Raw genomic sequence first — 24,305 nt, forward strand, 5'->3', positions numbered from 1 at the left:
TCACGAAAATCGCTATGACTGACGCCATGTTGTGCGAGGGGATACTATGAAAATTACCGATGTGAAGACCTGGGTTGTCGGCAATCCGCCGCCGGGCGCGGGCGGCCGTTATTTCATTTTCGTCAAGCTGACCACCGACGGCAATGTCGTGGGGTATGGTGAGGCCTATAACGCGACCTTCGATCCGCATCTGACGGCCAAGCTGATCGAGGATTGCGCAGCGCGCTATCTGGTCGGCCGCGATCCGCACGACATCGAGACATTCTTCCGCAACGCCTATTCCTCCGGCTTTTCGCAGCGGCCCGACATCACTATGATGGGCTGCGTGTCGGCGCTGGAAATGGCCTGCTGGGACATTATCGGCAAGGAAGCCGGCCAGCCGGTCTACAAGCTGCTGGGCGGGCAGGTGCATGAGAAGCTTCGCACCTACACCTACCTTTATCCCAAGAGCGGTTCGGTCGTGCCGGCGGAGATCGAGGGCAGAAGCGTCTATAACGATCCTGACATGGCGGCAGCCTGCGCGCTCGAATATCTCGCCGAGGGTTTCAACGCGATTAAATTTGACCCGGCCGGCCCCTACACGATCTATGACGGCCACCAGCCGCGGCTGATCGATATCGACCTGTCCGAACGCATGGTGAAGGCGGTGCGCGAGGCGGTCGGCACCCGCGCCGATATCCTGTTTGGCACCCATGGCCAGTTCACCGCATCGGGTGCGTTGCGCATGGCGCGAGCGCTGGAAAAATACGATCCGCTGTGGTTCGAGGAGCCCGTGCCGCCCGACATGCCCGAGGTGATGGCGGAGGTGGCGCGTGGCACGTCGATCCCGATCTCGACCGGAGAGCGTCTGACGACGAAGTGGGAGTTTGCGCGGATCATCGAGCATCGCGCCGCTTCCATATTGCAGCCCGATCTCGGCCGCTCCGGCGGCATCCTCGAGACCAAGAAGATCGCCGCTATGGCCGAGGCTTTCCACATCCAGGTCGCGCCGCATTGCTATTGCGGGCCGATCGTCGCGGCGGCCAATATCCAGCTGGCCACGACGCTGCCGAATTTTTTGATCCTTGAGGCGATCAAGCAATTCGACGGTTTCCACGAGACGCTGTTGAAGAAGAAGATCGAATGGCAGGATGGCCATGTCATTCCATCCAAGGAGCCGGGGCTCGGCGTGGAACTCAACGAGGATGTCTGCGATGCCCATCCATGGGAGGGCGAATTGCTGCATCTCGGCATGGTCGAGCAGGTGATCGGCGGCTGAGGCTGGCCGTCTGGGCCATGCGGGACTGGAAATGACCGTCTCGCAGCGCCATCTCTTGGTGCGACGCGCTGATGCGCCGAGGACGAAGAAGGAAATACATGCAACGCGATGCAGATCGGCTGGACCGGATCATCGACCGCTATTCTGAGCGCTTGCCGTCATGGCTGGCCCGGTTTATCGCATGGCTGCGCAAACCCGAACTGCGCTGGCTGCGGCTGATCGCAGGCGTGCTGCTGGTGTTCTTCGGTTTTCTCGGCTTCCTGCCGATCCTCGGCTTCTGGATGGTGCCGCTCGGCCTGCTGCTGCTTGCCAAGGATATCATGTTCTTGCGCCGACCGACGGTGTCTGCGATCTATTACATTGAACGCAAGATCGAGGCCCGGCGGCGGTCGCGACGGAAAAGGGGCTAGGTCTTCTTGTTTTCCCGCGCCGCTGGCGAAGACAGTGCAAATAGCCCTGCGGTGATGATCAGCACAGCACCTGCGATCGTGGTGATATAGGGGATCTCGCCGAAAAACAGAAAGCCCCAGAGCGGCGCCCAGAGCATGCCGGTATATTCGAACGAAGTGACGACGCTGGCCTTGGCAATGCGATAGGCGTGGGTCAGGAGCGTCATGCCGATGGCGGCGATGACGCCGCAGGAGCCGATCAGCAAGAGGTCGGTGACATCAGGCCAGACCCAGGCTCGTACCAGGAACTCGATGGATTTGTGGCTGGCGTGGTGAATGCCGGTGAGCTGGAAGAAGCCCGCAATCGCCAGCGCTCCGAGCAGATAGATGCCGTTCTGATAGAAGGCCATGACCGACGCCGTGGTGTTGGTGCCGATCTTGCGGGCGATCAGCATGGCCGTTGCATAGGTGAATGCCGAAAACAGCGACAGCAGCGCGGCCGGTTCGAAAAGCCCCGCGCCCGGCCGCAGCATCACAACCACGCCCATGAAGCCGACCAGCACCGCCGTGATCCGTCGCCAGCCGATCGTTTCCCCGAGCATGGGAGCGGCAAGCGCCAGTGCAAACAGTGGAACTGTGAAATAGAGCGCTACTGCGTCGGCGAGCGGCAGCGCGGGAAAGGCCATATAGTAGGTCGTGTAGGCCATCAGCATCAGGAAGGAGCGGCCCATCAGGGCGCGAAATTCGCCTGCCATAAGGGCTGGCAATCCCGCCTCGAAATGCACCAGCACCAGCAGGATCGGCGCCGACACCAGGCAGCGGATCGACACGACTTCGGTAAGCGGATAGCCGCCGGAGACCGCCTTGATGATGGCATCCTGCAGCGAGAAGATCAAAATGCCGAGACAGAGATAGATGATCCCGAGCGTGGCGCGGTTCTGCAAGATGATCCCCCAGGTAAGGTGCTCACCTTCTATCAAGATTCGCTGCGATGTCTCCCCTTTCGCGACATCGGTCGTTCCGGCACAACATGAAATTGTCTGGAGGGTTCCGCGTGCGGCCGCCTTGAAATCGCCTTGGCCACTCCCTAGCTGTTGGTCTGCGGACCGGGCCCCTCTGGCTGTTGCTCCAGGCAACAGTGATGTCGGATCGCATCAAAAGGGCCCGCATGCAAACGAATGATCGCGGGCTCATGTCCAATTAATCGTTTGGAGGTCCATAAATGAATTCCCCCCATCTCGGTATGATGTGCCCGTCCTGCAACGTTGCGCTTGTGATGAGCGAGCGCCAGGGCGTCGAGATCGATTATTGCCCGCAATGCCGCGGTGTCTGGCTCGATCGCGGCGAGCTCGACAAGATCATCGAGCGGGGCAGCAAGGAGATGGCTGCCCAACAGCAGCCTTCGGCGCCGCCACCGCAACAATATGGCCAGCAGCAGTATCCGCAGCAGGCCTATGGCAAGCCGCATCATGATTCCTATGGGCACGGCTATCCCAAGCGCAAGAAATCGTTCTTCGAAGAACTGTTCGACTGATCGAATGAGAAGGTGTGTGTCAGGCGGTCACTTCGCCGCCTGACGCTTGTCGTGCTCGCGGCAGCGCTCCCAGGCTGCCTTGCCCCAGTTGCGCAGCGCCTTGTATTTCAGGTAACCACTTGTCGCGAGGCCCGCGCTGCGCATGTCGCTGAGATAGCCGTCGTCGCAATCGGCGCGGCTTCTGCCCTGAGGATCGGAATAGCAGGCGTCGTGATTGTAGCAGGCGACGTTTTCGCCCTCGGACGGACGCAGGATCGCGTCGTTGCAGTAGATCTTCGATTCCTTGTAGGGGCGCTTGGTCGTGTTGGTCACCGGCACCGGATTTGCTAGTGCTGCTGATGTGATCAAGGCCATGGCGATGGCAACGATGATGCGCTTCATTTGATTTTCCTTCCGTCCGGTACTGGTCCTGATCGCTTACATGATTGGGCATAACGGAAAATTAATGACGAACGCCGACCAGCTTAACCCCATTCAGGTTTCAGCGCCGCTACCACGAAATCGATGAAGGCACGGACCTTCGGCGTTCGCGCATGCCGGTCCTGGACGCAGGCATAGAAATCCCACGGCTCGGGATCGAACATTTCGCCGCCGGGCTGGCTGAACATCTGCACCAGCTGGCCGGACTTGAGATAAGGCCCGACGATGAATGTACCGAGCCGGGCAATTCCCGCGCCAGAGAGCACCATTTCCGCGAGCGCATCAACATCGTTGGTGACGATCAGCGGCTTGATGTCCGGCTCCCGCTGTTCACCATCGATCTCGAAGCGCCACTTCCAGACCCTGCCGTCATGCGGAAAGCGGTAGAACAAGCAATTGTGATCGAGGAGTTCTTCCAGCCTGTGCGGCCTGCCGCGTCGCGCCAGATAGTCCGGAGAGGCGCAAAGCGTCATCGGCACATTGGCGATCTTGCGGGCGACAAGCCCGGGCTCGAGCAGTCGCTCGAAGCGGATGCTGACATCGATTTCCTCGGCGATGTGGTCGACGCCCCGATCGGTGAGGATGAGTTCTGCGGCGATTTTCGGATAAAGCTCGGCAAACCGAGGAATCAGCGGCGCAATGACATGCCGGCCAAAGGCAAGCGTTGCCGATATCCGCAATCGCCCTGAAATATCCCCTTGCATCACCGAGATTTCCCGGCCGGCGTTCTCAAGCTCCCGCACCAGTGGACGAGTGCGGTCGAAATAGACCTTGCCGCTTTCGGTGAGGCTGATCTTGCGCGTCGTGCGGATCAGCAGGCGCGAGCCAAGATTGTCTTCCAGCTTGCGGATATTCTGGCTGACGGCAGCGGGTGTGACGCCCAGTTTGCGGGCTGAGGCGGCAATCGAGCCTTCCTCAACCGTGGTCACGAAACTTTCAATGCAGCGAAGCCGGTCCAAAGCTCACCTTGCGGGGTCCATTCGATAGAATCTCTTACTAATGCAAAAAGCAACGAAGATCTACTCTAATGAGTGAGGGCTGCGTATGTAGGGGCCAGCCAATCAGGGCAACCATTTCAGGAGATCGTTCCATGGACAATCAATACGCACAGGCCGCACGGCCCGGCTACAAGCTGCCGGCATCCAGCACACCCATCGTCTTTGCCTTCTTCATGGCGCTGTTCATGTCATTCTTCATGTGCATGATCATCACCGCGGCCAATTTTGGTCTCGGAGGGGGCTATGTCGGCCAAGTGCTGAAAGTCTGGCAGATCGCCTTTCCCTCGGCCTTCGTCATCGTGCTCGCCATCCGGCCGGCGGTGCTGAAGCTGGTGAAGCTGGTCGTCCGCATGGCGTGAGAGATGTCCGCTAAACAGAAACCTGACTGCCGAGTTCGACGACGCGATTGGCGGGAAGCCTGAAATAATCCGACGGATCGGCTGCGGCCGAGGCAAGCGAGATGAACAGGCGATCCTGCCATACGGGCATTCCGGAATTGGCATCGGAAATGATCTTGCGGCGCCCGACATAAAAGGAGGTCGTCATGATGTCGAACTTCAAACCGTCCCTACGCATGCGCGCCAGGGCGTGACTGATATTCGGTTCTTCCATGAAGCCGAATGTCAGCGTGACGATCGAGAACCCGTCGGAAAGTTTCTCGACTTTTCCCCGTTGTTCGGCCGCCGCTGTCGGTGTGCTTTCTGTCTTGATCGTCAGGATGATGTTATTTTCGTGCAGCACGTGATTGTGCTTGAGATTATGCAGCAGCGCGGGCGGCGTGGATTCCGGCTGGGAAGTCAGGAAGATCGCCGTGCCCGGCACGCGATGCGGCCCATGGGCGCTTTTTCGCTCCAGCGAAGGGATGAAATCGCGTAGCGGAATGTGTTCGCGTTTTGCCTTCGCCGCAATGATGGCTGCGCCCCGGCGCCAGGTCCACATCACGGTCACCATCAGCGCGGCGATCATGATCGGCACATAGCCGCCGTCATGAATTTTCAGCAGGTTGGCTGACAGGAAGACGAACTCCAGCGCAGCCAGCGGCAACACCACGGCGAGGCTGAGTGCCAGGGACCACTTCCATTGGAAGCGGACGAAATCGAAGAACATTGCCGTCGTCACCACCATCGCGCCTGTGACCGAGATGCCATAGGCCGTTGCCAGCGAGTCCGACGTCTGGAAAACCAGCACCAGCAGCATGACGCCGAACAGCAGCACGGTGTTGATGCCCGGCAAATAGATCTGGCCGGTGTTGGCAATGGAGGTGATCGTTACCTCCATGCGGGGCAGGAAGCCGAGATGCATGGCCTGCTGGGTGAGCGAGAAGGCGCCAGTAATGACGGCTTGGCTGGCGATGACGGTTGCCGCCGTTGCAAGAATGACGACCGGCAGCACTGCCCAATCCGGAAACATCAGGAAGAACGGATCGCTGGCCGCGGACGGATCCTTGAGCACCAGCACACCCTGGCCGAGATAATTGAGCGCCAGCGAGGGAAAGACCACCACGAACCATGCCCACTGGATCGGCCGCCGGCCGAAATGGCCGAGATCGGCATAGAGTGCCTCGGCTCCGGTCACGGTCAGGAACACGGCGCCCAGGACGACGAAACCAGCCCAGCCGCCATTGAAGACGAACCAGACTGCGTTCCACGGATTGAACGCTGCAAAAATCCTCGGATCATCGGCGATGTGCGCCAGGCCGCCCAGCCCCATGACCATGAACCAGACCAGCATGATCGGTCCAAAGGCCTTGGCGACAGCGCCCGTGCCGCGCGCCTGCACTGCAAACAGCCCGACGAGGATAACGACGGATATGATGATCACGAAACGGGACAATTCCGGCGCGACCAGCTTCAGCCCCTCGACGGCGGAAAGCACGGAGAGCGCCGGCGTGATCATAGCATCGCCGAGAAACAGCGCCGCACCGAGGAGGCCGAGCCCAAGGAGAATGCCGCGGCGACGATCGGAAACCTGATTTGACAGCAAGGCTAGCAGCGCCAGTGTGCCGCCTTCGCCCTTGTTGTCGGCCCGCAGCAGGAAGCACACATATTTGACGGTGACGATGATCGTCAGCGTCCACAGCATCAGCGAGACCAGCCCGATCACCTCTGCCCGGTCTATGCCGTCGCCTGCCACCGGGCGCAACGCCGCGCGGAACGCGTAGAGCGGGCTGGTGCCGATGTCGCCATAGACGACGCCGACCGATCCGAGCGACAATGCCGCCAGCCTTCTTACCGACATGTGGTTCTTATGCGGGTGGGCGGAATGTGTACCAGTCAACAAGGGTTTCCTAGGAAGCACGAGGGGCGGGCAGAATACGCTCCACGATCAAACAGCGCGGCTCAAGCACCCAGCTTGCCACGCAGCTATCTCGCGTAAAGCATCATGTATAAAGATTCCATATGTGCAAATGATGTACCGCATAAAGATTCCATAAAGATCAATCCTGCAAGGCGTCTCCACGCGCTGGCGGAGCTTGGACAATCGCTTGGTTGACCGAGGTGGAGAAGTTTGCTTCTGTCGCAGGCAGAGGAACTCGGGGGTCTTTACTTGCTTGGAAAGATCGCGTTTGCGGCAGTTATCGCGCTGCTGGGATATTCTGGTGTGCGTGCTGAGGAATGCAGCGGCTTGGCGAATGACGCCGATGCGGCGACCTACACCGGTACGATCGGCAAGCTGCCGATCATTGTCGAGATGGGAGCTCCGCGAGAAGGCGACACCTTTGTTGGTCGCTACGCCTACATGTCCAAGGCGGCGGATATTCCGTTGCATGGCACCAGGCTTGCCGGGTGTGGCCTCACGCTGGAAGAGGAAAAGCCCTGCACGGAGAAACTCTGCAAGACAGGGGACCAGACGGTCGAGGCTGCACCGATCGCTGCCGAGTGGACATTGAGGGCCGATGATCAGGGACTGTCCGGCATCTGGCGCGACAAGGAAAGTGGTAAGTCGCTGCCGGTCAAGCTGGCGTTGAAAGCCAGGCGCACGCTATCGGACAACGGCATGACCGGGCTCGAAACGATCGACCCGACCTATGTCTATGGCACCGGCAACCCGCCGATCTTCACCCCAGCGCAACTGCCCTACGATTTCATCAAACTCGAGCGGCCCTTCAAGGAAGGTGCCGTCACCAACTTGGGCGATATCGCCTATCGGACGGACGAGGACACGCGGACAGGCCTTGCCTATCCGACCGTGCTGAAACTCGGCGGCGAGGATCCCGCGCCGCTGAATGCCTATCTCCTGCAGCAGCGCCTGCAGTTCTCGTTGCCGGCTTTTGAGTGCCTTGCCGCAGCCTATCTCGGCTTCGACTGGGGTGGATTCGGCGGCCAAGGCACGACCGGATATGAAGAAGGTGGGGCAATTGTCACCGTCGAGCATTTCAGCACGCGTCTCGTGGGTTTTGTCGAGAGCGGCAGCTATTACTGCGGTGGCGCTTATCCCGACAATTTTGCCAATCAACACCTTGTCGATGCGAAGACCGGTCAGGCACTGGTTGCGGAACAATTGCTGCGGGGATGGGTCGCGACCAATACCGATGGCGCGATCGTCGATCCGGCAACGGTCGAAGATCAATCTTCGCTCACCTTCGGACCCAATGACGAACTGGCAAAGTTCATCACCAGCCATCTCGACGCCAGCATCGACGCATCGATGAAAAGCGATTGCGGTATCGACGATCTCATTCGCACCAATCTCAGCGTCTACTTCACCGACACGGACATGGTGTTCACGTTCAAAGGCTTGCCGCACGTTATCTTCGCCTGCACGACGGATCTCGCGACCGTTCCGTTGAAGGATGCAAGACCGTTGTTGACCGAGGCAGGCGCAAAGTACTTCGCCGTGTTGGATCGATAAGACGTCGGCTGCGATAACCGCTCCGTTGATCTGTGTCGCGAACTTTGTTTTTGTCGCAAACGGGTGAATTGGAGGGGCTTCATTTGCTTGGAAGGATTGCGTTCGCTGCACTCATCGTGCTGCTGGGATCTCTTGGTGCGCGCGCCGAGGAATGCAGCGGGTTTGCCGTGCAGGTGGCGACCGACGCGGTGCCCTATCAGTACCCGCGCGGCCTGCAGAGAACTGCGGCCTTGCTCAGCAATATCCCCGCCCGGGCAGAGATGATCCTGCTCGGAGACTCGCTTGTGGCGCTCTGGCCGCACGATATGGCCGTCAAGCAGTTCAAGACCGACAACATCTGGAATATCGGTGTCGGCGGTGCCGAAAGCCAGAATGTGCTCTGGGAGCTCAAGCAGCTTGCGGTGCCGGCGCTCAAGCCGAGTCGTGTGTTCGTGCTCATCGGTACCAACAACCTGACGCATGATTACATGCCGGCATGCGCGATCGCAGCCGGCATCAAATCCGTGGTGACATCGACGCATCGGAAATGGCCGGAAGCAGGGGTTGATGTCATGGGTATTCCGCCGCGTGGGATCGATTTCCGGTTCCGCGACAAGGACCGGCTTGCCGTCAATGCCGAAGTCAAGGCGTGGAGCCGCGACCTGGCCTATCTGCACTATTTCGAGGTCGATGCTGATGAAATGACCTGCGGGCAGTATGATCGTCCGGTCGAGGTTGCCAATGCGAGTGCGGCATCCATGATCGGGTCGCGCTGTGCCAATTACGCCGACGATTTCGGGCATTTCAAGCGCGACGGCTATGACGTGGTCTTCAAGACGATGATGAGGGACCAGCCGGCTCGCTGATGAGATTTGGAGGCAATTTCTTAACGCGCCGGCAATCTCTATGATATCCATTGGCGCTCGACACGACCGGCATAGCGGATAGAGACATGCTGAAATTCAAGACCTCCACGGGTATCGTTGACGTCAACAATTGGGGCTATGAGCTTCAAGGTCCGAACGGCCGTCCGCTGAAGACCGGCGATCTGGCCTCGGCTACCCACGACCTCATCGTCATCGACGCCTCGCATGACGGCACCGACGCCAATCGCTTCACGGTCGATGAAATCTCCCGCATCAAGGATGGCATGGGCGGGCGCTCCGTCGTCGTCTCCTATATTTCGATCGGCGAGGCCTCGGACTTCCGCGATTACTGGGACAAGGACTGGACGACGACCGGCAAGGCCACCGGCGCGCTGACCAATGCGGCGCCCGACTGGCTCGGCCCGCTTAATCCCGACTGGCCGGAATCCCGCAAGGTTCGCTACTGGGACCAGGACTGGCAGAACATCATGTTCAACGACCAGAAGACCGGCGATGTCGACGCCATCGTCAAGGCGGGCTTCGATGCGGCCTATCTCGATATTGTCGATGCCTATTACTTCTGGGGCGCCGAGGTGAAAGCCAAGGACCGTGAGGTCGGCGATCCCAAAAACGAAAAGCAGGCCGCCCAGCGCATGGTCGACTTCGTCATCGATATGACTGAGCATGCGCGCGAGACCAACAAGGATTTCTTCGTCATTCCGCAGAATGGCGCCTGGATCATCGATGCCCTGGGTTCCGACAAAGCACGGATCCACGACTATCTCGATGTCATCGGCGGCATCGCGGTCGAGGACCTCTATTATCGCGGCAACAAGGACGAGAACAACGCGCTGAGGCCCGACAAGCAGACGATCAACGTCCTGAAACACGACTTCCTGGACAAGGGCATTCCCGTCTTCGTGGTCGATTACATCAACGGCAAGAGCCGGGTGGACGAGTTCAACAAGCTGGCGCTGAAGGACGGGTTCATCCCATTCGCCGCCCCGCATCGCGATCTCGACAAGCTGGTCGGCACCTATGACGGCGATCCCGCCTATATCAAGCCGACCTCCGGTGCGGACAGGCTGCGCGGCTCGAACCTGGGCGATACGATCGATGGGCTTGGCGGCGACGACAAGATCAATGGTCGTGACGGCAATGACAAGCTGCATGGCGGGCTTGGCAACGACGTGCTGACCGGAGGCGCGGGCAAGGACCAGTTCATCTTCGACAACAAGCTCGGCAAGGCGAATGTCGATGCGATCATTGACTTTGAAGTCGGCAACGACCGCATCGCGCTCGACCACGGCGTCTTCACCAAGCTGGAGACCGGCGACCTCTCGGCGTCCGACTTCGCAATCGGTAGCAAGGCGGCCGATGGCGCCGACCGCATCATCTACAACGACAAGACCGGTGCGCTCTACTACGACGCCGACGGATCCGGGAAGGCAAAGCCGGTGCTGTTTGCCGAGCTCGACGCGCATCTGACATTGAGCGCCAGCGATTTCCTGGTCATCTAGCCGCCATTCACCAGATCAAGGATAAGCTGATGAATATTTCCGCCCTTGGTGAGTTCCACCCGGTCGAAATCTACGCTCCTCTGCCGTTGCGCAAAGGAGATCTCGACGAGCCGCTTCGTCAACTTGGTCCTGATCTTCGTGCAGTTTGGGTCGTTGGGCGCTGAAAGGCCGATGCTCATCGTCTCGATATCCCGGACCATCTGCTTGATGAAATCGCCATGCACCCTCTCATGGCTGGCGACGCCGGTGATGAAGGTCTGCCAGTTCCTGTCGATCGCAGGCGGCAGCTTGGCGGATGGTTTCGGCAGTACATAGGTGATGATCAGTTTGGGCCGAGCCGAGACCAGCGTGCAGGCACCATCGGCCTGTGGCTCGTATTTCCTTGTCCACGTCAGTTTGAAGCTGGTATGTGCGATCACGCGGACCTTGCTGCCCATCAGCGGGCCGCGCGCGCCGATCGCGGCATAGAGTTCGGGTCCCGTTTTACCCGAAACAGAATAAGTCTGCGTCTTCTCCACCGCCTGCCATTCTGCCTGCGAGACGGCCGGCATGAGCAATGCCAATACCATCGTGAAACAAAGTCGGAAGCCTGCTTTCAAATCTGTCCCCTGCCGTATTTCATAGTGCGGTGCCCATCTCGCCTCGGCGCGCCTGCCTCAAAAGTGATCGAATCCTGTCGAGAAATTGGAAGATGGCACGAATTTGCCGTCAGGGACGAAAAATCCGCTGCCGTCATCCCGGATTGGGTATACAATACCACCATGACTGAAACCCAGCCGTTGTTTGATGTGCTGCGCCAATCAGTGCAGCCTGATATCGTCGATGTCCTCGAGCGGTTCGTGCGCGACGCACCGGATCGTAAGCTTGGCCGTGTCAACGTGCTGGCCTTTGCAGCCGGCGAGGGGCTCGACGAAGAGCAGACCATCGCTGCCTTCCTGCACGCATCGCGGCTTGGGATCTTCGACATGTCGTGGAACATTCTCTGCCCCGGTTGTGGTGGTGTGCTCGATGTCAACGCTTCGCTGAAGACGGTGCATGCGGAAGCCTACACCTGCACGCTCTGTTCAGCCGGCTATGAGCCGACTTTGGACGACATGGTCGATGTAACTTTCACCGTCAGCCCGCGGGTGCGGCACATCGAGGCGCACAATCCTCATGAACTGCCGCCGCTCGAATATTTCCGCCAGATCTATTGGGGTTCCGGCATCGACCTGCCGGAGGAAGGTTACGAAGAGAAGGTCGAGGAATTTGTGCTCGAGGTGCTGGAACTGCCTCCGGGCGAAAAGGCCGTCATCTCGCTGGCACTACCCGAGGGCTTTGCCGTCGTCTTCGAACCGGTAACGCATGCGGCCTATTTTCTCGAAGTGAAAGGCGAGCCGACAAAGGAACGCAAAAGCCTCTCGCTCGTCTTCGACCGCTCTTACAGCCAAAGCGAAGCTCTCGAAATACGACCCGGTCCCGTGCGTATCCAGGTCGAGAACCATACCGATGTTCGCACGTTGCCCTCGGTGTGCGTCGTCAACGATGCGCTTCATGCCCTCCTCGGTCACCGCCGGCCGTTCCTCACGGCCAAGCGCCTGCTGTCCAACCAGACATTCCGGGATATCTTCCGCACCGACACGATCGACATCGACCAGCGGCTCAAGATCGCGAGCCTGACATTTCTGTTCACCGACCTGCGTGGTTCCACCGAACTCTACGAGAAGGTCGGCGACCTCGCGGCCTTCGAGCTGGTGAAGGCACATTTCAGCGTTCTCCACCAGATCGTGGCGCAGGAGGCCGGTGCGGTCGTCAAGACGATCGGCGACGCTGTCATGGCAACTTTCCCGACCTCGGATCGGGCAGTTGCCGCCGCCATGCTGATGCGGGATGCCATGCGCGAGCTCAACAAGCAGCGCGGCAGTGAAGACCTGCTTCTGAAAATCGGCATTCACCAGGGCCCGTGCATTGCCGTGAACCTCAACGAGCGGCAGGACTATTTCGGGCAGACCGTGAACATCGCTTCACGCGTGCAGCACCTTGCGACGTCGCATGAAATCTTCGCTACCAGCTCGGTGCTGGACGATGCGCGCGCCTCGAGCTTTCTGGCGGATCGTGGCCTCAATCCGATGTCGCACAATGTCGCACTCCGCGGCATCACCAACGAGATCAGCATTTTTTCCATTCCGTGAGCCGGTTGTCGCGCTCGGAGGCGCGGCGAATCCCGTTCTTTTCAGCCGTTCCGGCGCGAAGAACCTTTACACTTTTACGCTTTCCATTGTATGCGGGCGGCCATGAGCACAGAAAATCGCACGCCCCTATCCCATATCCGCAATTTCTCGATCGTGGCGCATATCGACCACGGCAAGTCGACGCTTGCCGACCGGCTGATCCAGACCACCGGCGGCCTTGCCGATCGCGAGATGTCCGAGCAGGTGCTCGACAATATGGATATCGAGAAGGAACGAGGCATCACCATCAAGGCGCAGACGGTGCGGCTGCATTATCTCGCCAACAATGGCGAGAAATACATCCTCAACCTGATGGACACGCCGGGCCATGTCGACTTCGCCTATGAAGTCTCGCGGTCGCTGGCGGCCTGCGAGGGCTCGCTGCTGGTGGTCGATGCCTCGCAGGGTGTGGAAGCGCAGACGCTGGCCAATGTCTACCAGGCGCTCGACGCCGGTCACGACATTGTCCCGGTGCTCAACAAAATCGACCTGCCCGCCGCTGAACCGGATCGTATCAAGCAGCAGATCGAGGATGTGATCGGTCTCGATGCCTCGGACGCCGTGATGATTTCGGCCAAGACCGGCCTCGGCATCCCCGATGTGCTTGAAGCCATCGTCCACCGCCTGCCGCCGCCCAAGAGCGGTGACGAAAAGGCACCGCTCAAGGTCATGCTGGTCGACAGCTGGTACGACACCTATCTCGGCGTCATGGTGCTGGTGCGCGTCATCGACGGCGTGCTCAAGAAGGGCCAGACCATCCGCATGATGGGCACTGACGCCAAATATGGCGTCGAGCGCATTGGCGTGCTGACCCCCAAGATGGTCAATGTCGAAGAACTCGGCCCCGGCGAGGTCGGCTTCATCACCGCCTCGATCAAGGAAGTGGCCGACACGCGCGTCGGCGATACGATCACCGAAGACAAGCGCCCGACCGCCCATGCGCTGCCGGGCTTCAAGCCGGCGCAGCCGGTGGTGTTCTGCGGCCTGTTCCCGGTCGATGCCGCTGATTTCGAAGATCTGCGCGCCGCCATGGGCAAGCTCAGGCTCAATGACGCGTCGTTCTCCTTCGAAATGGAATCGTCTGCCGCACTCGGCTTCGGCTTCCGCTGCGGTTTCCTCGGCCTGCTGCATCTCGAAATTATCCAGGAGCGGCTGGAGCGCGAGTTCAATCTCGACCTGATCGCCACCGCGCCTTCGGTTGTCTACAAGCTGACCATGACCGACGGCACCGAGCGCGAGCTGCACAATCCGGCTGATATGCCGGACGTCGTCAAGATCAAGGAAATCCAGGAGCCGTGGATCCGCGCCACGATCATGACGCCCGATGATTATCTCGGTTCGGTGCTGAAGCTCTGCCAGGATCGCCGCGGTATCCAGATCGAGCTCACCTATGCCGGCGCGCGCGCCATGGTGACCTACGACCTGCCGCTCAACGAAGTGGTGTTCGATTTCTACGACCGGCTGAAGTCGATCTCCAAGGGCTATGCCTCGTTCGACTATCACCTGACGGACTACCAGGAAGGCAATCTCGTCAAGATGTCGATTATGGTCAACGGCGAGCCGGTCGACGCCTTGTCGATGCTCGTCCACCGTTCGGCTGCCGAAAAGCGCGGCCGCGACATGTGCGAAAAGCTGAAGGACCTGATCCCGCGCCACATGTTCAAGATCCCCATCCAGGCGGCGATTGGCGGCAACGTCATCGCCCGCGAGACGATCTCGGCCATGCGCAAGGACGTGACGGCAAAATGCTACGGCGGCGACGCCACCCGCAAGCGCAAGCTGCTCGACAAGCAGAAAGAGGGCAAGAAGCGCATGCGCCAGTTCGGCAAGGTGGACATCCCGCAGGAGGCGTTTATCGCGGCACTGCGGATGAGCGATGATTAAAGATTGTATCTCGTCGATGCTGATATAGTCATGCGAGTGATCCGAGGGGGTGCGTTGCAGGAGAGAATGCCGGGGGATCTCGGGCTGTGTGCTGACCCTTGTGGTCTGGCAATTGGCCTGTATCCTGGGATATGCTGAGTCGTACGAATACCCCTTTAGGTCGTGTTCAGACTTTGGCGTTACGCTGCGCAAGTCTATCCCGAAAGCCGGAGAGTCTCTCGTGAGTGCCATGACGCTGGAAGGCGTGGATCGTGAGATCCGCAAGGGATTTCGACTGCTGCGTTTTGCACCTGAAATCGAAACTGCCTTCCTGCGTGACTATGTGGCTTCCCGCGTGCGGCTTGCACCGATCTGGGCGGTGATCGGCATCCTGATTTACGATCTCGTCTATTTCGGCGACGCCACCATGATGTCAGATGTGTTTTCCGGACTGGTTGTCGTTCGTTTTCTGATCTTCACACCGTTCGTCGTCGCCAGCGTTCTTGCCGTACGCCGCTGGCCGAATGCTTTGGCCTACGATCTACTGTCGATCGCAATCGCGGTCCTTGGCGTTACGCTGCCGATGGCCGTCGCGGTCAGCAGCCACAGTCCCTACATGTTCGTCTACCAGAACGGCAACGTTGCAGCCTTTCTGTTTTTCGTCATTGCGCTCAGGCCACGTTTTGCCGCCATCCTGGTCGGTTTGGTGGCAATGTGCGCTTCGCATTTCACCACAACCAGCCTTACCGGCGCATTCGACGCGGTTACCCAAAGCGGCATCGTCACATTCTACATGACGGTATCGATCTTTCTGGCGATGAGTGCCTATTTCATGGAACACAAGGACCGGATGAACTTCCTAAACCAGCTCCGGGCAGGACTGTTACACGCACAGCTGGAACAGAAATCCGAACGTGATGAGCTGACCGGCCTTCTGAACCGCCGTTCCCTGGCGCGGATACGCGACGCAATCTGGAACGAGCGCAGCGCAGTTGCTTCAGTGGCCGTCGTGATGCTCGATATCGACAGGTTCAAATTGTTCAACGATGTTCATGGCCATCTCGAAGGCGACGATTGCATTCGCGCTATTTGCCGGTGCATTTCGCTGGAGGTGGGTGACGCTGGCGAAACCTTCCGGTTCGGTGGTGAGGAAATTCTCGTATTGCTGCGAGATACTGACCCGCTGACCGCTCTGGTCAAGGCCGAGCTGATAAGGGCGGCGATCGAAGGCCTTGACATTCGGCACCGCGGGCTCACTGATGGCCATGTCGTTACGGCCAGTCTCGGCGTGGCGTGTGGCAAGTCCTCGGAATGGTCGCTCGACGCCCTGCTCAAGGAGGCGGACGCAGCACTTTACAACGCGAAACGAAACGGCAGGAACACGGTGTCGATGGCCGACATCGCTAGCGACTCGCTATCGTTGGCCAGCTGACGGCAGAAGTGGATATCGTGGCGCCGGATCAATGACGAACGTCACGCATCAGCAGCCTTTATCTCTCAACCAATTGCTGTATCGTTTGCTCTGTCGATGGACGCCAACATCTGCTGCAAAGGATTGATGCGATGTCTGCTGTTTATGCACTCACTATTTTTCACGTTTTAATCAGTCTGGTCGCCATCGTGGCGGGTATTCCGGTGGTCTATGGTTTTCTCAAGAGCCAGATATATCCGGGCTGGACAAAGACCTACATCGTTGCGACTGCCCTGACCCTGATCACCAGTTTCCTGTTTCCGATCAACGGTTTCACGCCAGCGATCGGTGTTGGAATTCTCTGTATTCTGATTTTCATTCCAACCCTTTACGCCAAATACCGTACGTCGCTGACGGGCATATGGCGCCTTGTCTATGTGGCTGGATCGGTGGCGCTGCTGTATTTCAACTGTTTCGTGTTAATCGTGCAGTCATTCCAGAAGGTTCCCGGTTTGCACGAACTGGCACCAAAGGGAGATGAGCCGCCGTTCCTTGTCGCCCAGGTTATTTTGTTGGTGATCGCGCTGGTGTTGGGTGTTTTCAGCGTTCGGCGGTTTCATGTGGGTGCGCCGACTCTGAAGATCGTTCGTTGAACTGATCACCATTGACGACAAAGCCCGCGCCCATCTCTAGACGCGGGCTTTGTATTTCAGCTCACTCGTTCACTCAGCGGCGGCATTGACCGCGGCGCGGCGGCCGATCGTGGCCTGCGTCAGCACGAAGGCGAGGGCTGCGGCGAGTGCGATGCCAGCGACCATTGGCAGGGCGCTGCCGTCGAAGAAGAAGCTGACGATCACCATCGCGATGGCCGCCGTGACGAAGTGCAGCGTGCCCATCAGCGACGAGGCTGTGCCTGCGATTTCGCCGTGTTCTTCAAGCGCCAGCACTGCGCTGGTCGGGATGACCAGGCCGAGGAAGCCGTAGCCGACGAACAGGAAGCTCGCCATGACCGGCAGCTGGTTGAAGCCGGCATGCATCACCACGGCCATCGTCACCATGGTCAACGCAAAGGCGGTGACGGCAATCCGCATGACGCGGACGAGGCCGAAACGTTCGCCGAGCCAGCCGGTCGCCTGCGACACGGTGAAGAACGACACGGCATTAATGGAGAACGCGATGGAATATTGCGTCGGCGTCAGGCCGTAATGGTCGATCAGCACGAAGGGGGAGTTGGCGAGATAGACGAGGAAGCTCGAAATCCCCAGACCGCCGATGAAGGTCAGCGTCAGGAAGTTCTTGTCGCGCAGCAGCTTGCCATAGGCGGCGAGCGCCGAGCCGATACCGCTTTCGGCGCGATGGGCGGCCGGGCGGGTTTCCGTAAGCTGGGTCGAGAGCAGCACGAGGCCGATCAGCGCCGCAACGGTCACGGCCCAGAACACGCCGCGCCAGCCGTAGAACTCGATGACGGCGCTGCCCGAAAGCGGGGCGAGAATCGGCGAGATCGAGAAGACCAGCATCAACAGCGACATCAGGCGGGCAGCCTGGATGCCGGTATGCATGTCACGAACGATAGCGCGGGGAATGACCATGCCGGCCGCACCGCCGATGCCCTGCAGGAAGCGGAAGGCGATCAGCGTTTCGATGTCGGTCGCCAGCGCGCAGCCGACGCTGGCGAGTGCGAAGATGCTGATGCCGATATAGAGCGGCGCCTTGCGGCCCCACATGTCGGAGATCGGGCCGTAGAACAATTGGCTCAAGGCAAAAGAGATGAAGAAGGCAAGCAGGCTCAGCTGCGTGATCGAGGTGTCGGCGCCGAGATCCTTGCCGATGGAGGGAAGGGCGGGGAGATACATGTCGATGGCAAACGGGCCGATGGCCGAGAGCAGGCCAAGGACAACTGCCGTGCGATAAAAGGACGTCGTCATGGTGTCGATCTTTCATAAAACGGCGACGCTCGAACCGGATTGTTCTCCGTCGCCTGTTTCCGAATGGGTCCGTGATGCAAGGGTGCCGGCGAGCACTTGGGAGGATGTCGCCGGTCGTAAACACTGTGTCCATTATTTTGGACACAGATGTAAAATTAGACACTGTTGTCTAATTCGTCAAGACGCACTATCTTCTTCTGATGAACAAAATTTCGTCAGTGGCAAAGAAGGCGCCAAAAGCCTCATCGAGCGGACAATGCGCAAAGCGCGTATCGATCCTGGATGCGGCAGCGGAGGTGTTTTGTCGGGAGGGGTTTTCTGGGGCAAGTATCGATGAGATTGCAGCCAATGCCTGCGTCTCTCGCCAGACTGTATACAACCATTACCGGGAAAAGGAAACCCTTTTCATGGCTGTGGTCGATGATGTCATGAATCGCGCCAATGCCATGCTGTTTGCCATCCTGTCCACTTTTCCGGACAAGGCTGACAATCTCGAAGATGACCTCACCGCTTTTTCCATCAAGCTCAACAAGAATTGCATCTGCAATCAGGATGGCAAGTTCCTGCGCCGGTTGGTGCAGAGCGAAGGCGAGCGCTACCCGCATCTGTTCGAATCCTGGCGCCAGCAGGGCCCACTGAAGATCACCAACGCGCTGGCGGCTTTGTTTGCGCGGCTCAGCGTTACCGGCAGACTGAACATCGACGATTTCGATCTCGCCGCCCGGCAGTTCCTGGCGCTCGGCGACGCCGATATCCGCATGCTGACGCTGTTTGGTGAAACGCCGACCGATGCCCAGCTTGAAAGTGCCGCCCGCAATGCCGTTCGCACCTTCCTGCGCGCCTATGGCAAGCCAGCAGAGAAAGCGTCGCCTGCGAAGGCTGAACTGGAAGCCGTGAGCGGCTGAAAATCTTGCCATTGAGCTTCTGCATTAAAGCCAATAAAACCACCCCCGTGTGATTTGGGGTGTGGTATGGAATTCCGGCGTTTCGAGATTGATGGACCCGTACTGGTCGAACCGAAACGGATAGGCGACAGCCGTGGCTGGTTTTCCGAGACGTTCCGGCAGGACCGCTTCGATGCCGAAATCGGCGCGCGGACCTTCGTCCAGCACAATCAATCGATGTCGGCGGTCAAGGGCACCGTGCGCGGGCTGCATTTCCAGCTCGATCCGATGGTGCAAGGCAAGCTCGTTCGCTGCCTGAAAGGCGCCATCCTTGATGTCGTCGTCGATATCCGCCGCGCCTCGCCAACGTTTGGCCAGCATGTCTCCGCCGAGCTGACCGCCGACAACGGCCATCAGCTGTGGGTGCCGGAAGGCTTTGCGCATGGTTTCGTGACGTTGGCTGCGGACACCGAGATTTTCTACCTCGTCACCAATTATTATAGTGCGGCGCATGACCGCGGTCTCCGGTGGAATGATCCAGCGCTCGGCATCAACTGGGGTGTCGACGAGGCTTCAGCCCAACTTTCCGACAAGGATCGCAAGCAGCCGCTGCTCGCCGACCTCACCGAAGCGTTCGCCTGAGGAGATGACGATGCGGATTCTGGTTACAGGCGGGGCGGGCTTCATCGGATCGGCACTGGTGCGCTACCTGGTTTCCGAGATCGGCGCCGAGGTGCTCAATGTCGACAAGCTCACCTATGCCGGCAATGTCGCGTCGCTGAAAGTCATCGAGAACGCACCGAACTATCGGTTTCTCAAAGCCGATATCTGCGATGGCCAGGCGATGAACGAGGCCTTCGACAGCTTCCGGCCGGATCGCGTCATGCATCTCGCCGCCGAAAGCCATGTCGACCGCTCGATCACCGGCGCTGCCGATTTCGTCCAGACCAATGTCATGGGCACGTTCTTGCTGCTTGAGGCCGCCCGGCGATACTGGAACGGGCTGGAAGGCGATGCGAAGGCGGATTTCCGCTTCCTGCACGTCTCGACCGACGAGGTCTATGGCTCGCTTGGCGACGACGGCCTGTTTCATGAGATGACGCCCTATGATCCATCCTCGCCCTATTCGGCGTCGAAGGCGGCCAGCGACCATCTGGCGATTGCCTGGCAGCGCACCTATGGCCTGCCGGTCGTGGTGTCCAACTGTTCCAACAATTACGGACCGTATCACTTTCCGGAAAAGCTGATCCCGCTCATCATCCTCAATGCGCTCGAAGGCAAGACGCTGCCGGTCTATGGCCAGGGTATCAACATCCGCGACTGGCTCTATGTCGAGGATCATGCCCGCGCGCTGCATCTCATCGCCTCGCGCGGCCGGATCGGCGAGAAGTATAATGTCGGCGGCCGCAACGAGCGCCGCAACATCGACGTCGTCCAGACGGTCTGCGCGATCATGGATCGCTTAAATCCCAAGCCGCATCGCCACGAGACGCTGATCACCTATGTCACAGACCGTCCGGGCCATGATGCCCGCTATGCGATCGACGCCACCCGGCTGGAGACCGAGCTTGGCTGGAAGGCGCTGGAGAACTTCGACACCGGCATCGAGAAAACCGTCACCTGGTATCTCGAAAATGCCTGGTGGTGGCAGCCGCTGCGCGACAAGGTCTATTCCGGCGAGCGGCTCGGTACGTTGGAAAAGAGCAAGTGATGCGGATTGCGGTCACCGGCAAGCAAGGACAGGTGGCGCAGAGCCTCGGCGCAGTCGGGGCCGATCTCGGCGTCGAGATCCTGCTGACAGGCCGGCCGGAACTCGATCTTGCCGACGCAGCATCGGTCTATCCCGCACTGGCCGCGCTGAAGCCGGATGCGATCATATCGGCCGCCGCCTATACTGCCGTCGACAAGGCGGAGTCGGAGCGCGACGTCGCCTTTGCCATCAATGCAGCGGGCGCAGGTGCGGTGGCGGAAGCCGCAGACAGGCTCGGGGTGCCGATCCTGCATCTGTCGACAGATTACGTCTTCGATGGCACCAAGGACGGCGCTTATGTCGAGACCGATCCCACCGGCCCGACTTCCATTTATGGCGCCTCGAAGCTCCACGGCGAGCAGCGGGTCGCGGCGGCAGCACCCAACCACGCGATCTTCCGCACGGCATGGGTCTATTCGCCCCATGGCAACAATTTCGTCAAGACGATGCTGAGGCTGGGCGAGACGCGGGACACGCTCTCCGTCGTCGCTGACCAGCGGGGTTGCCCGACCTCGGCCGAGGATGTCGCCCGCGCCCTGATCGTGGCGGCGAAGGTTCTCGTTTCCGATTCTGACCCGCGTTACCGTGGCATATTCCATCTCACGGGCTCCGGCGAAGCGACCTGGGCGGATCTTGCCGAGCATGTTTTTGCCACGGCCGAGAAATTCGGGCGTAAGGCCGTCTCCGTGCAGCACATCACCACCGCCCAATATCCGACGCCGGCAAAGCGGCCGGCCAATTCGCGCCTTTCGGCTCTTAAGCTCGAAGACATCTACGGCATCACGCTTCCGCAGTGGCGGCAATCGACCGAAAAGGTCGTTCGCACGTTGCTTGGCTGACAGGAGGGACGCATGAAGGGTATCATCCTCGCGGGCGGCAGCGGTACACGGCTGCATCCGATGACGCTGGCGGTCAGCAAGCAGCTGCTGCCGGTCTATGACAAGCCGATGATCTATTACCCCCTGACCACGCTGATGCTGGCCGGCATTCGCGAGATTCTGGTCATCTCGACGCCTCATGACGTCGAGCTGTTTCAGCATCTGCTCGGCGACGGTTCGCAATGGGGTATTTCGCTCTCCTATGCCGTGCAGCCGAGCCCGGACGGGCTGGCGCAGGCCTACATAATCGGTGCCGATTTCGTCGGCTCCTCGCCGTCCTGCCTCATCCTTGGCGACAACATCTATTTCGGCCACGGCCTGCCGGAATTGCTGGCTGCGGCGCGCGCCACGGCCAAGGGCGGCACGGTGTTTGCCTATCATGTCGTCGATCCGCAACGCTACGGCGTGGTCGAGTTCGACCGCGACATGCGAGCGCTGTCGATCGAGGAAAAGCCGGTTCAGCCGAAGTCGAACTGGGCGGTGACGGGCCTGTATTTCTATGATTCCTCTGTGGTCGAGATCGCCGCCAACCTGAAACCCTCGGCGCGCGGCGAACTCGAAATCACCGACGTCAATCGCGTCTATCTCGAGCGCGGCGAGCTCAACGTGTCGATCATGGGGCGTGGCTACGCCTGGCTCGATACCGGCACGCCCGATAGCCTGATCGAGGCCGGCGAATTTGTCCGCACGCTCGAAAAGCGCCAAGGCTTCAAGATCGCCTGCCCGGAAGAGATCGCGCTGGGGCAGGGCTTCATCTCCCTCGAAATGTTTGCCGCGCAGGCGGAGAAATACGGCAAGGGCGATTATGGGCGGTACTTGCAGGCACTGGCCAGGCAGATCGAAAGGGCCGGGTGAGGGCCGGTATTCAAGGACGATAATGGTGAGTCTTGTAGCATTCCCAACATCGACCTTGAATGCCGTCGACCCCTCATCCGGCGCTGCGCGCCACCTTCTCCCCAAGGGGAGAAGAGGGGGGTGCCGATCCCGCTCGTAACCCGCTACCTGCATAGCCGCGGCCCCAGCTTTTGATATATTGAGCAAGCCACGATCTCCCTCTTCTCCCCTTGGGGAGAAGGTGGCCGAAGGCCGGATGAGGGGAAGCCAAGCCCACCATGCGTTACACTTTCCGAGCTACCTTCCTGATCACCTCGAATGCCGTCACCGCATCCGCCTCGGTCATCTCGAACTGGCCGGCCTGGAAGCGGATGGCGATCTTGCCGTTGACGCGTGTCTGGGTGAGGTAGATCCGGCCGTCGTCATTGATGGCGTTGACAACGGCAATGTTGTGGGCGTCGGCATTGCTGCCGCCTTTGTGGCGGAAGGAAAACAGCGACAGCATGGGTTGCGTGACGATTTCGAAGTCCGGTTCGAGCGCCAGCTTGCGGGCCAGGTCTTCGGACCACCGGACATGGTTGCGGATCATCGTCCTGAGGCCTTCAAGTCCGTGGAAGCGCAGCAGGAACCACAGTTTCAGCGCCCGGAAGCGCCTCCCTAGCGGTACCGACCATTCCGAATAGTTGATGATGCCGTCATGGCCGTGGGTCTTGAGGTATTCAGGCTGGATCGCCAGCGTCCGGACGAGGTCTTCGGGTCGGCGGACAAATTGTACCGAGCAATCGAACTGCGCGCCCAGCCATTTGTGCGGATTGAAGACAATGGAATCTGCTGCCTCGACACCGCTCCAGAATGTACGGAATTCAGGGCAGATCATCGCAGAGCCAGCCCAGGCGGCGTCTACATGCAGGTATAGGCCATGCTTCTTCGCGATTGCGGCGACGTCGTCGATCGGGTCGCAGGCGCCGACAGATGTGCCACCGGTGCAAGCGATGATGCCGGCCGGCAGGAAGCCCGCCTCACGGTCCGCGAGGATTGCCGCTTCCAGTGCTGCCGGGTCCATGCCATTGCGGTCGCCTTTCACCGGAACGCGAACGAGGTTCTTCTCGCCGATGCCGGAGACCCAGATGGCCCGATCGATCGAGGTATGCACCTGATTGGAGGAATAGATGCGGATCGGCGGATGATTGGCGAGCCCGTCCTTGTTACCAAGCCATTCCAGCGCTTTTTCACGCATCACAAGCACGGCGTTGAGCGTCGCTGACGACGCCGAATCCTGGATGACGCCGGTAAACCCTTCCGGCAGGCCGAGCGCCTGGCGCAGCCAGTCCATCACCTTGGTCTCAAGCTCGGTGGCGGCCGGCGAGGTCTGCCACAGCATGCATTGCGTGGCCATGGCCGTCACCAGATATTCGGCGACGACGGAGACGGGCGCGGCATTGGCTGGGAAATAGGCGAAGAAGCGCGGATGCTGCCAGTGGGTCATGCCGGGCACGATGATCCGCTCGAAATCGGCAAAGATCGTTTCCATATCGTGGGCGGTCTCGGGTGCACTTGGCTCGATCTGCGCGGCGATATCACCGGGTTTGGTCTGCGCCCGCACCGGGCGGTCACGCAGATTTTCCCTATACTGAACGCCCCATTCTGCCGCCTTCTCCGACCAAAGGCGGAACTGATTGCTGTCCATTCTTTCCTCCCAATTCATGCTTTGCCGATCTATACGCGAAAAAAGTC

The 24,305-nt window shown here is 59.7% G+C and carries 23 protein-coding genes; 16 read left to right on the forward strand and 7 right to left on the reverse strand.

The annotated features are described in order from the left end of the window. The first annotated feature begins 46 nt into the window (after positions 1–46). Together ACXHRN_RS01005 and ACXHRN_RS01010 are read left to right on the forward strand one after the other, a co-directional pair. Positions 47–1,258 carry a mandelate racemase/muconate lactonizing enzyme family protein gene (locus ACXHRN_RS01005; RefSeq protein WP_488639502.1) on the forward strand — a complete coding sequence of 404 codons (1,212 nt, stop codon included), beginning with the start codon at positions 47–49 and terminating at the stop codon, positions 1,256–1,258. A gap of 98 nt (positions 1,259–1,356) precedes the next feature. Beyond that, entirely contained in the window at positions 1,357–1,668 is a 312-nt protein-coding gene (locus ACXHRN_RS01010; RefSeq protein ID WP_488639503.1) for a hypothetical protein, read from the forward strand. On the opposite strand, the gene ACXHRN_RS01015 is transcribed toward ACXHRN_RS01010, so the two are convergent. Further along, the gene (locus tag ACXHRN_RS01015) at positions 1,665–2,591 is read right to left on the reverse strand and encodes a DMT family transporter (protein ID WP_488639504.1); all 927 of its coding nucleotides are present in this window, start codon (positions 2,589–2,591) and stop codon (positions 1,665–1,667) included. The two genes, ACXHRN_RS01010 and ACXHRN_RS01015, sit on opposite strands and share 4 nt — an antisense overlap. A gap of 278 nt (positions 2,592–2,869) precedes the next feature. On the opposite strand from ACXHRN_RS01015, the gene ACXHRN_RS01020 reads away from it, so the two are divergent. Then, on the forward strand, positions 2,870–3,181 hold the full coding sequence (locus tag ACXHRN_RS01020; RefSeq protein WP_488639505.1) for a TFIIB-type zinc ribbon-containing protein: 312 nt from the start codon (positions 2,870–2,872) through the stop codon (positions 3,179–3,181). Positions 3,182–3,208: 27 nt separating this feature from the next. Here ACXHRN_RS01020 and ACXHRN_RS01025 read toward each other — a convergent pair whose 3' ends face one another. Beyond that, a complete protein-coding gene (locus tag ACXHRN_RS01025; RefSeq protein ID WP_488639506.1) occupies positions 3,209–3,562 on the reverse strand; it encodes a hypothetical protein in 354 nt (117 codons plus the stop codon). Between the two features lie 83 nt (positions 3,563–3,645). Then, positions 3,646–4,560, reverse strand: coding sequence for a LysR family transcriptional regulator (locus ACXHRN_RS01030; protein WP_488639507.1), 915 nt, complete (start codon positions 4,558–4,560; stop codon positions 3,646–3,648). A 131-nt stretch (positions 4,561–4,691) separates the two neighbouring features. On the opposite strand from ACXHRN_RS01030, the gene ACXHRN_RS01035 reads away from it, so the two are divergent. Then, positions 4,692–4,958, forward strand: coding sequence for a DUF2798 domain-containing protein (locus ACXHRN_RS01035; RefSeq protein WP_488639508.1), 267 nt, complete (start codon positions 4,692–4,694; stop codon positions 4,956–4,958). A 10-nt stretch (positions 4,959–4,968) separates the two neighbouring features. Here the strand turns inward: ACXHRN_RS01035 and ACXHRN_RS01040 are convergent, their stop codons facing one another. Beyond that, positions 4,969–6,837, reverse strand: coding sequence for a potassium transporter Kup (locus tag ACXHRN_RS01040; RefSeq protein WP_488641783.1), 1,869 nt, complete (start codon positions 6,835–6,837; stop codon positions 4,969–4,971). 309 nt (positions 6,838–7,146) lie between these two features. Here ACXHRN_RS01040 and ACXHRN_RS01045 point away from each other — a divergent pair, with 309 nt between their 5' ends. The 3 genes from ACXHRN_RS01045 to ACXHRN_RS01055 all read left to right on the forward strand — a co-directional run bounded on the left by ACXHRN_RS01045 (position 7,147) and on the right by ACXHRN_RS01055 (position 10,816). Continuing rightward, positions 7,147–8,451 carry a hypothetical protein gene (locus ACXHRN_RS01045; RefSeq protein ID WP_488639509.1) on the forward strand — a complete coding sequence of 435 codons (1,305 nt, stop codon included), beginning with the start codon at positions 7,147–7,149 and terminating at the stop codon, positions 8,449–8,451. A gap of 83 nt (positions 8,452–8,534) precedes the next feature. Further along, a complete protein-coding gene (locus tag ACXHRN_RS01050; RefSeq protein WP_488639510.1) occupies positions 8,535–9,296 on the forward strand; it encodes a GDSL-type esterase/lipase family protein in 762 nt (253 codons plus the stop codon). Between the two features lie 86 nt (positions 9,297–9,382). Continuing rightward, positions 9,383–10,816, forward strand: coding sequence for an MJ1477/TM1410 family putative glycoside hydrolase (locus tag ACXHRN_RS01055; protein ID WP_488639511.1), 1,434 nt, complete (start codon positions 9,383–9,385; stop codon positions 10,814–10,816). Here the strand turns inward: ACXHRN_RS01055 and ACXHRN_RS01060 are convergent. Further along, on the reverse strand, positions 10,813–11,367 hold the full coding sequence (locus ACXHRN_RS01060; RefSeq protein WP_488639512.1) for a DUF922 domain-containing Zn-dependent protease: 555 nt from the start codon (positions 11,365–11,367) through the stop codon (positions 10,813–10,815). The two genes, ACXHRN_RS01055 and ACXHRN_RS01060, sit on opposite strands and share 4 nt — an antisense overlap. A 210-nt stretch (positions 11,368–11,577) precedes the next feature. Here ACXHRN_RS01060 and ACXHRN_RS01065 point away from each other — a divergent pair, with 210 nt between their 5' ends. The 4 genes from ACXHRN_RS01065 (at position 11,578) to ACXHRN_RS01080 (ending at position 16,953) form a co-directional block, all read left to right on the forward strand. After that, a complete protein-coding gene (locus ACXHRN_RS01065) occupies positions 11,578–12,987 on the forward strand; it encodes a DUF5939 domain-containing protein (RefSeq protein WP_488639513.1) in 1,410 nt (469 codons plus the stop codon). 90 nt (positions 12,988–13,077) lie between these two features. Continuing rightward, positions 13,078–14,910 carry a translation elongation factor 4 gene (lepA, locus tag ACXHRN_RS01070; protein ID WP_488639514.1) on the forward strand — a complete coding sequence of 611 codons (1,833 nt, stop codon included), beginning with the start codon at positions 13,078–13,080 and terminating at the stop codon, positions 14,908–14,910. Between the two features lie 229 nt (positions 14,911–15,139). Beyond that, the gene (locus tag ACXHRN_RS01075) at positions 15,140–16,321 is read left to right on the forward strand and encodes a GGDEF domain-containing protein (RefSeq protein WP_488641784.1); all 1,182 of its coding nucleotides are present in this window, start codon (positions 15,140–15,142) and stop codon (positions 16,319–16,321) included. A 131-nt stretch (positions 16,322–16,452) separates the two neighbouring features. Beyond that, a complete protein-coding gene (locus ACXHRN_RS01080) occupies positions 16,453–16,953 on the forward strand; it encodes a hypothetical protein (protein ID WP_488639515.1) in 501 nt (166 codons plus the stop codon). Between the two features lie 69 nt (positions 16,954–17,022). On the opposite strand, the gene ACXHRN_RS01085 is transcribed toward ACXHRN_RS01080, so the two are convergent. After that, positions 17,023–18,225, reverse strand: coding sequence for a multidrug effflux MFS transporter (locus ACXHRN_RS01085; RefSeq protein ID WP_488639516.1), 1,203 nt, complete (start codon positions 18,223–18,225; stop codon positions 17,023–17,025). A gap of 200 nt (positions 18,226–18,425) precedes the next feature. Between ACXHRN_RS01085 and ACXHRN_RS01090 the strand changes: the two genes are divergently transcribed. From ACXHRN_RS01090 to rfbA, 5 genes are all read left to right on the forward strand, one after another. Beyond that, positions 18,426–19,130: a TetR/AcrR family transcriptional regulator gene (locus ACXHRN_RS01090; RefSeq protein WP_488639517.1), complete on the forward strand. Its 705-nt coding sequence runs from the start codon at positions 18,426–18,428 to the stop codon at positions 19,128–19,130. A 66-nt stretch (positions 19,131–19,196) separates the two neighbouring features. Then, positions 19,197–19,751 (forward strand): dTDP-4-dehydrorhamnose 3,5-epimerase, encoded by a 555-nt coding sequence (gene rfbC, locus ACXHRN_RS01095; RefSeq protein WP_488639518.1) that lies wholly within the window; start codon positions 19,197–19,199, stop codon positions 19,749–19,751. A 10-nt stretch (positions 19,752–19,761) separates the two neighbouring features. Then, positions 19,762–20,820 carry a dTDP-glucose 4,6-dehydratase gene (gene rfbB, locus ACXHRN_RS01100; protein ID WP_488639519.1) on the forward strand — a complete coding sequence of 353 codons (1,059 nt, stop codon included), beginning with the start codon at positions 19,762–19,764 and terminating at the stop codon, positions 20,818–20,820. Next, positions 20,820–21,698 (forward strand): dTDP-4-dehydrorhamnose reductase, encoded by an 879-nt coding sequence (gene rfbD, locus ACXHRN_RS01105; RefSeq protein WP_488639520.1) that lies wholly within the window; start codon positions 20,820–20,822, stop codon positions 21,696–21,698. Before rfbB ends, rfbD begins: the two co-directional genes overlap by 1 nt. 12 nt (positions 21,699–21,710) lie before the next feature. Next, a complete protein-coding gene (rfbA, locus tag ACXHRN_RS01110; RefSeq protein ID WP_488639521.1) occupies positions 21,711–22,592 on the forward strand; it encodes a glucose-1-phosphate thymidylyltransferase RfbA in 882 nt (293 codons plus the stop codon). Between the two features lie 262 nt (positions 22,593–22,854). On the opposite strand, the gene ACXHRN_RS01115 is transcribed toward rfbA, so the two are convergent. After that, positions 22,855–24,258, reverse strand: a complete 1,404-nt coding sequence (locus tag ACXHRN_RS01115; protein WP_488639522.1) for a pyridoxal phosphate-dependent decarboxylase family protein — start codon at positions 24,256–24,258, stop codon at positions 22,855–22,857. Positions 24,259–24,305 lie beyond the last annotated feature (47 nt).

Source organism: Shinella sp. OV683 (assembly GCF_057787725.1).

Excerpts from the sequence above, each read along its gene's own strand:
- ACXHRN_RS01085 (WP_488639516.1), bottom strand. The coding sequence starts at position 18,225 with ATGACGACGTCCTTTTATCGCACGGCAGTTGTCCTTGGCCTGCTCTCG.
- ACXHRN_RS01060 (WP_488639512.1), bottom strand. The coding sequence starts at position 11,367 with ATGCCGGCCGTCTCGCAGGCAGAATGGCAGGCGGTGGAGAAGACGCAG.
- ACXHRN_RS01040 (WP_488641783.1), bottom strand. The coding sequence starts at position 6,837 with ATGTCGGTAAGAAGGCTGGCGGCATTGTCGCTCGGATCGGTCGGCGTC.
- lepA (WP_488639514.1), top strand. The coding sequence starts at position 13,078 with ATGCGGGCGGCCATGAGCACAGAAAATCGCACGCCCCTATCCCATATC.
- ACXHRN_RS01020 (WP_488639505.1), top strand. The coding sequence starts at position 2,870 with ATGAATTCCCCCCATCTCGGTATGATGTGCCCGTCCTGCAACGTTGCG.
- ACXHRN_RS01005 (WP_488639502.1), top strand. The coding sequence starts at position 47 with ATGAAAATTACCGATGTGAAGACCTGGGTTGTCGGCAATCCGCCGCCG.
- ACXHRN_RS01090 (WP_488639517.1), top strand. The coding sequence starts at position 18,426 with ATGAACAAAATTTCGTCAGTGGCAAAGAAGGCGCCAAAAGCCTCATCG.
- rfbD (WP_488639520.1), top strand. The coding sequence starts at position 20,820 with ATGCGGATTGCGGTCACCGGCAAGCAAGGACAGGTGGCGCAGAGCCTC.
- ACXHRN_RS01065 (WP_488639513.1), top strand. The coding sequence starts at position 11,578 with ATGACTGAAACCCAGCCGTTGTTTGATGTGCTGCGCCAATCAGTGCAG.
- rfbA (WP_488639521.1), top strand. The coding sequence starts at position 21,711 with ATGAAGGGTATCATCCTCGCGGGCGGCAGCGGTACACGGCTGCATCCG.
- ACXHRN_RS01075 (WP_488641784.1), top strand. The coding sequence starts at position 15,140 with ATGACGCTGGAAGGCGTGGATCGTGAGATCCGCAAGGGATTTCGACTG.
- ACXHRN_RS01035 (WP_488639508.1), top strand. The coding sequence starts at position 4,692 with ATGGACAATCAATACGCACAGGCCGCACGGCCCGGCTACAAGCTGCCG.
- rfbC (WP_488639518.1), top strand. The coding sequence starts at position 19,197 with ATGGAATTCCGGCGTTTCGAGATTGATGGACCCGTACTGGTCGAACCG.
- ACXHRN_RS01080 (WP_488639515.1), top strand. The coding sequence starts at position 16,453 with ATGTCTGCTGTTTATGCACTCACTATTTTTCACGTTTTAATCAGTCTG.
- ACXHRN_RS01115 (WP_488639522.1), bottom strand. The coding sequence starts at position 24,258 with ATGGACAGCAATCAGTTCCGCCTTTGGTCGGAGAAGGCGGCAGAATGG.
- rfbB (WP_488639519.1), top strand. The coding sequence starts at position 19,762 with ATGCGGATTCTGGTTACAGGCGGGGCGGGCTTCATCGGATCGGCACTG.
- ACXHRN_RS01010 (WP_488639503.1), top strand. The coding sequence starts at position 1,357 with ATGCAACGCGATGCAGATCGGCTGGACCGGATCATCGACCGCTATTCT.
- ACXHRN_RS01025 (WP_488639506.1), bottom strand. The coding sequence starts at position 3,562 with ATGAAGCGCATCATCGTTGCCATCGCCATGGCCTTGATCACATCAGCA.
- ACXHRN_RS01055 (WP_488639511.1), top strand. The coding sequence starts at position 9,383 with ATGCTGAAATTCAAGACCTCCACGGGTATCGTTGACGTCAACAATTGG.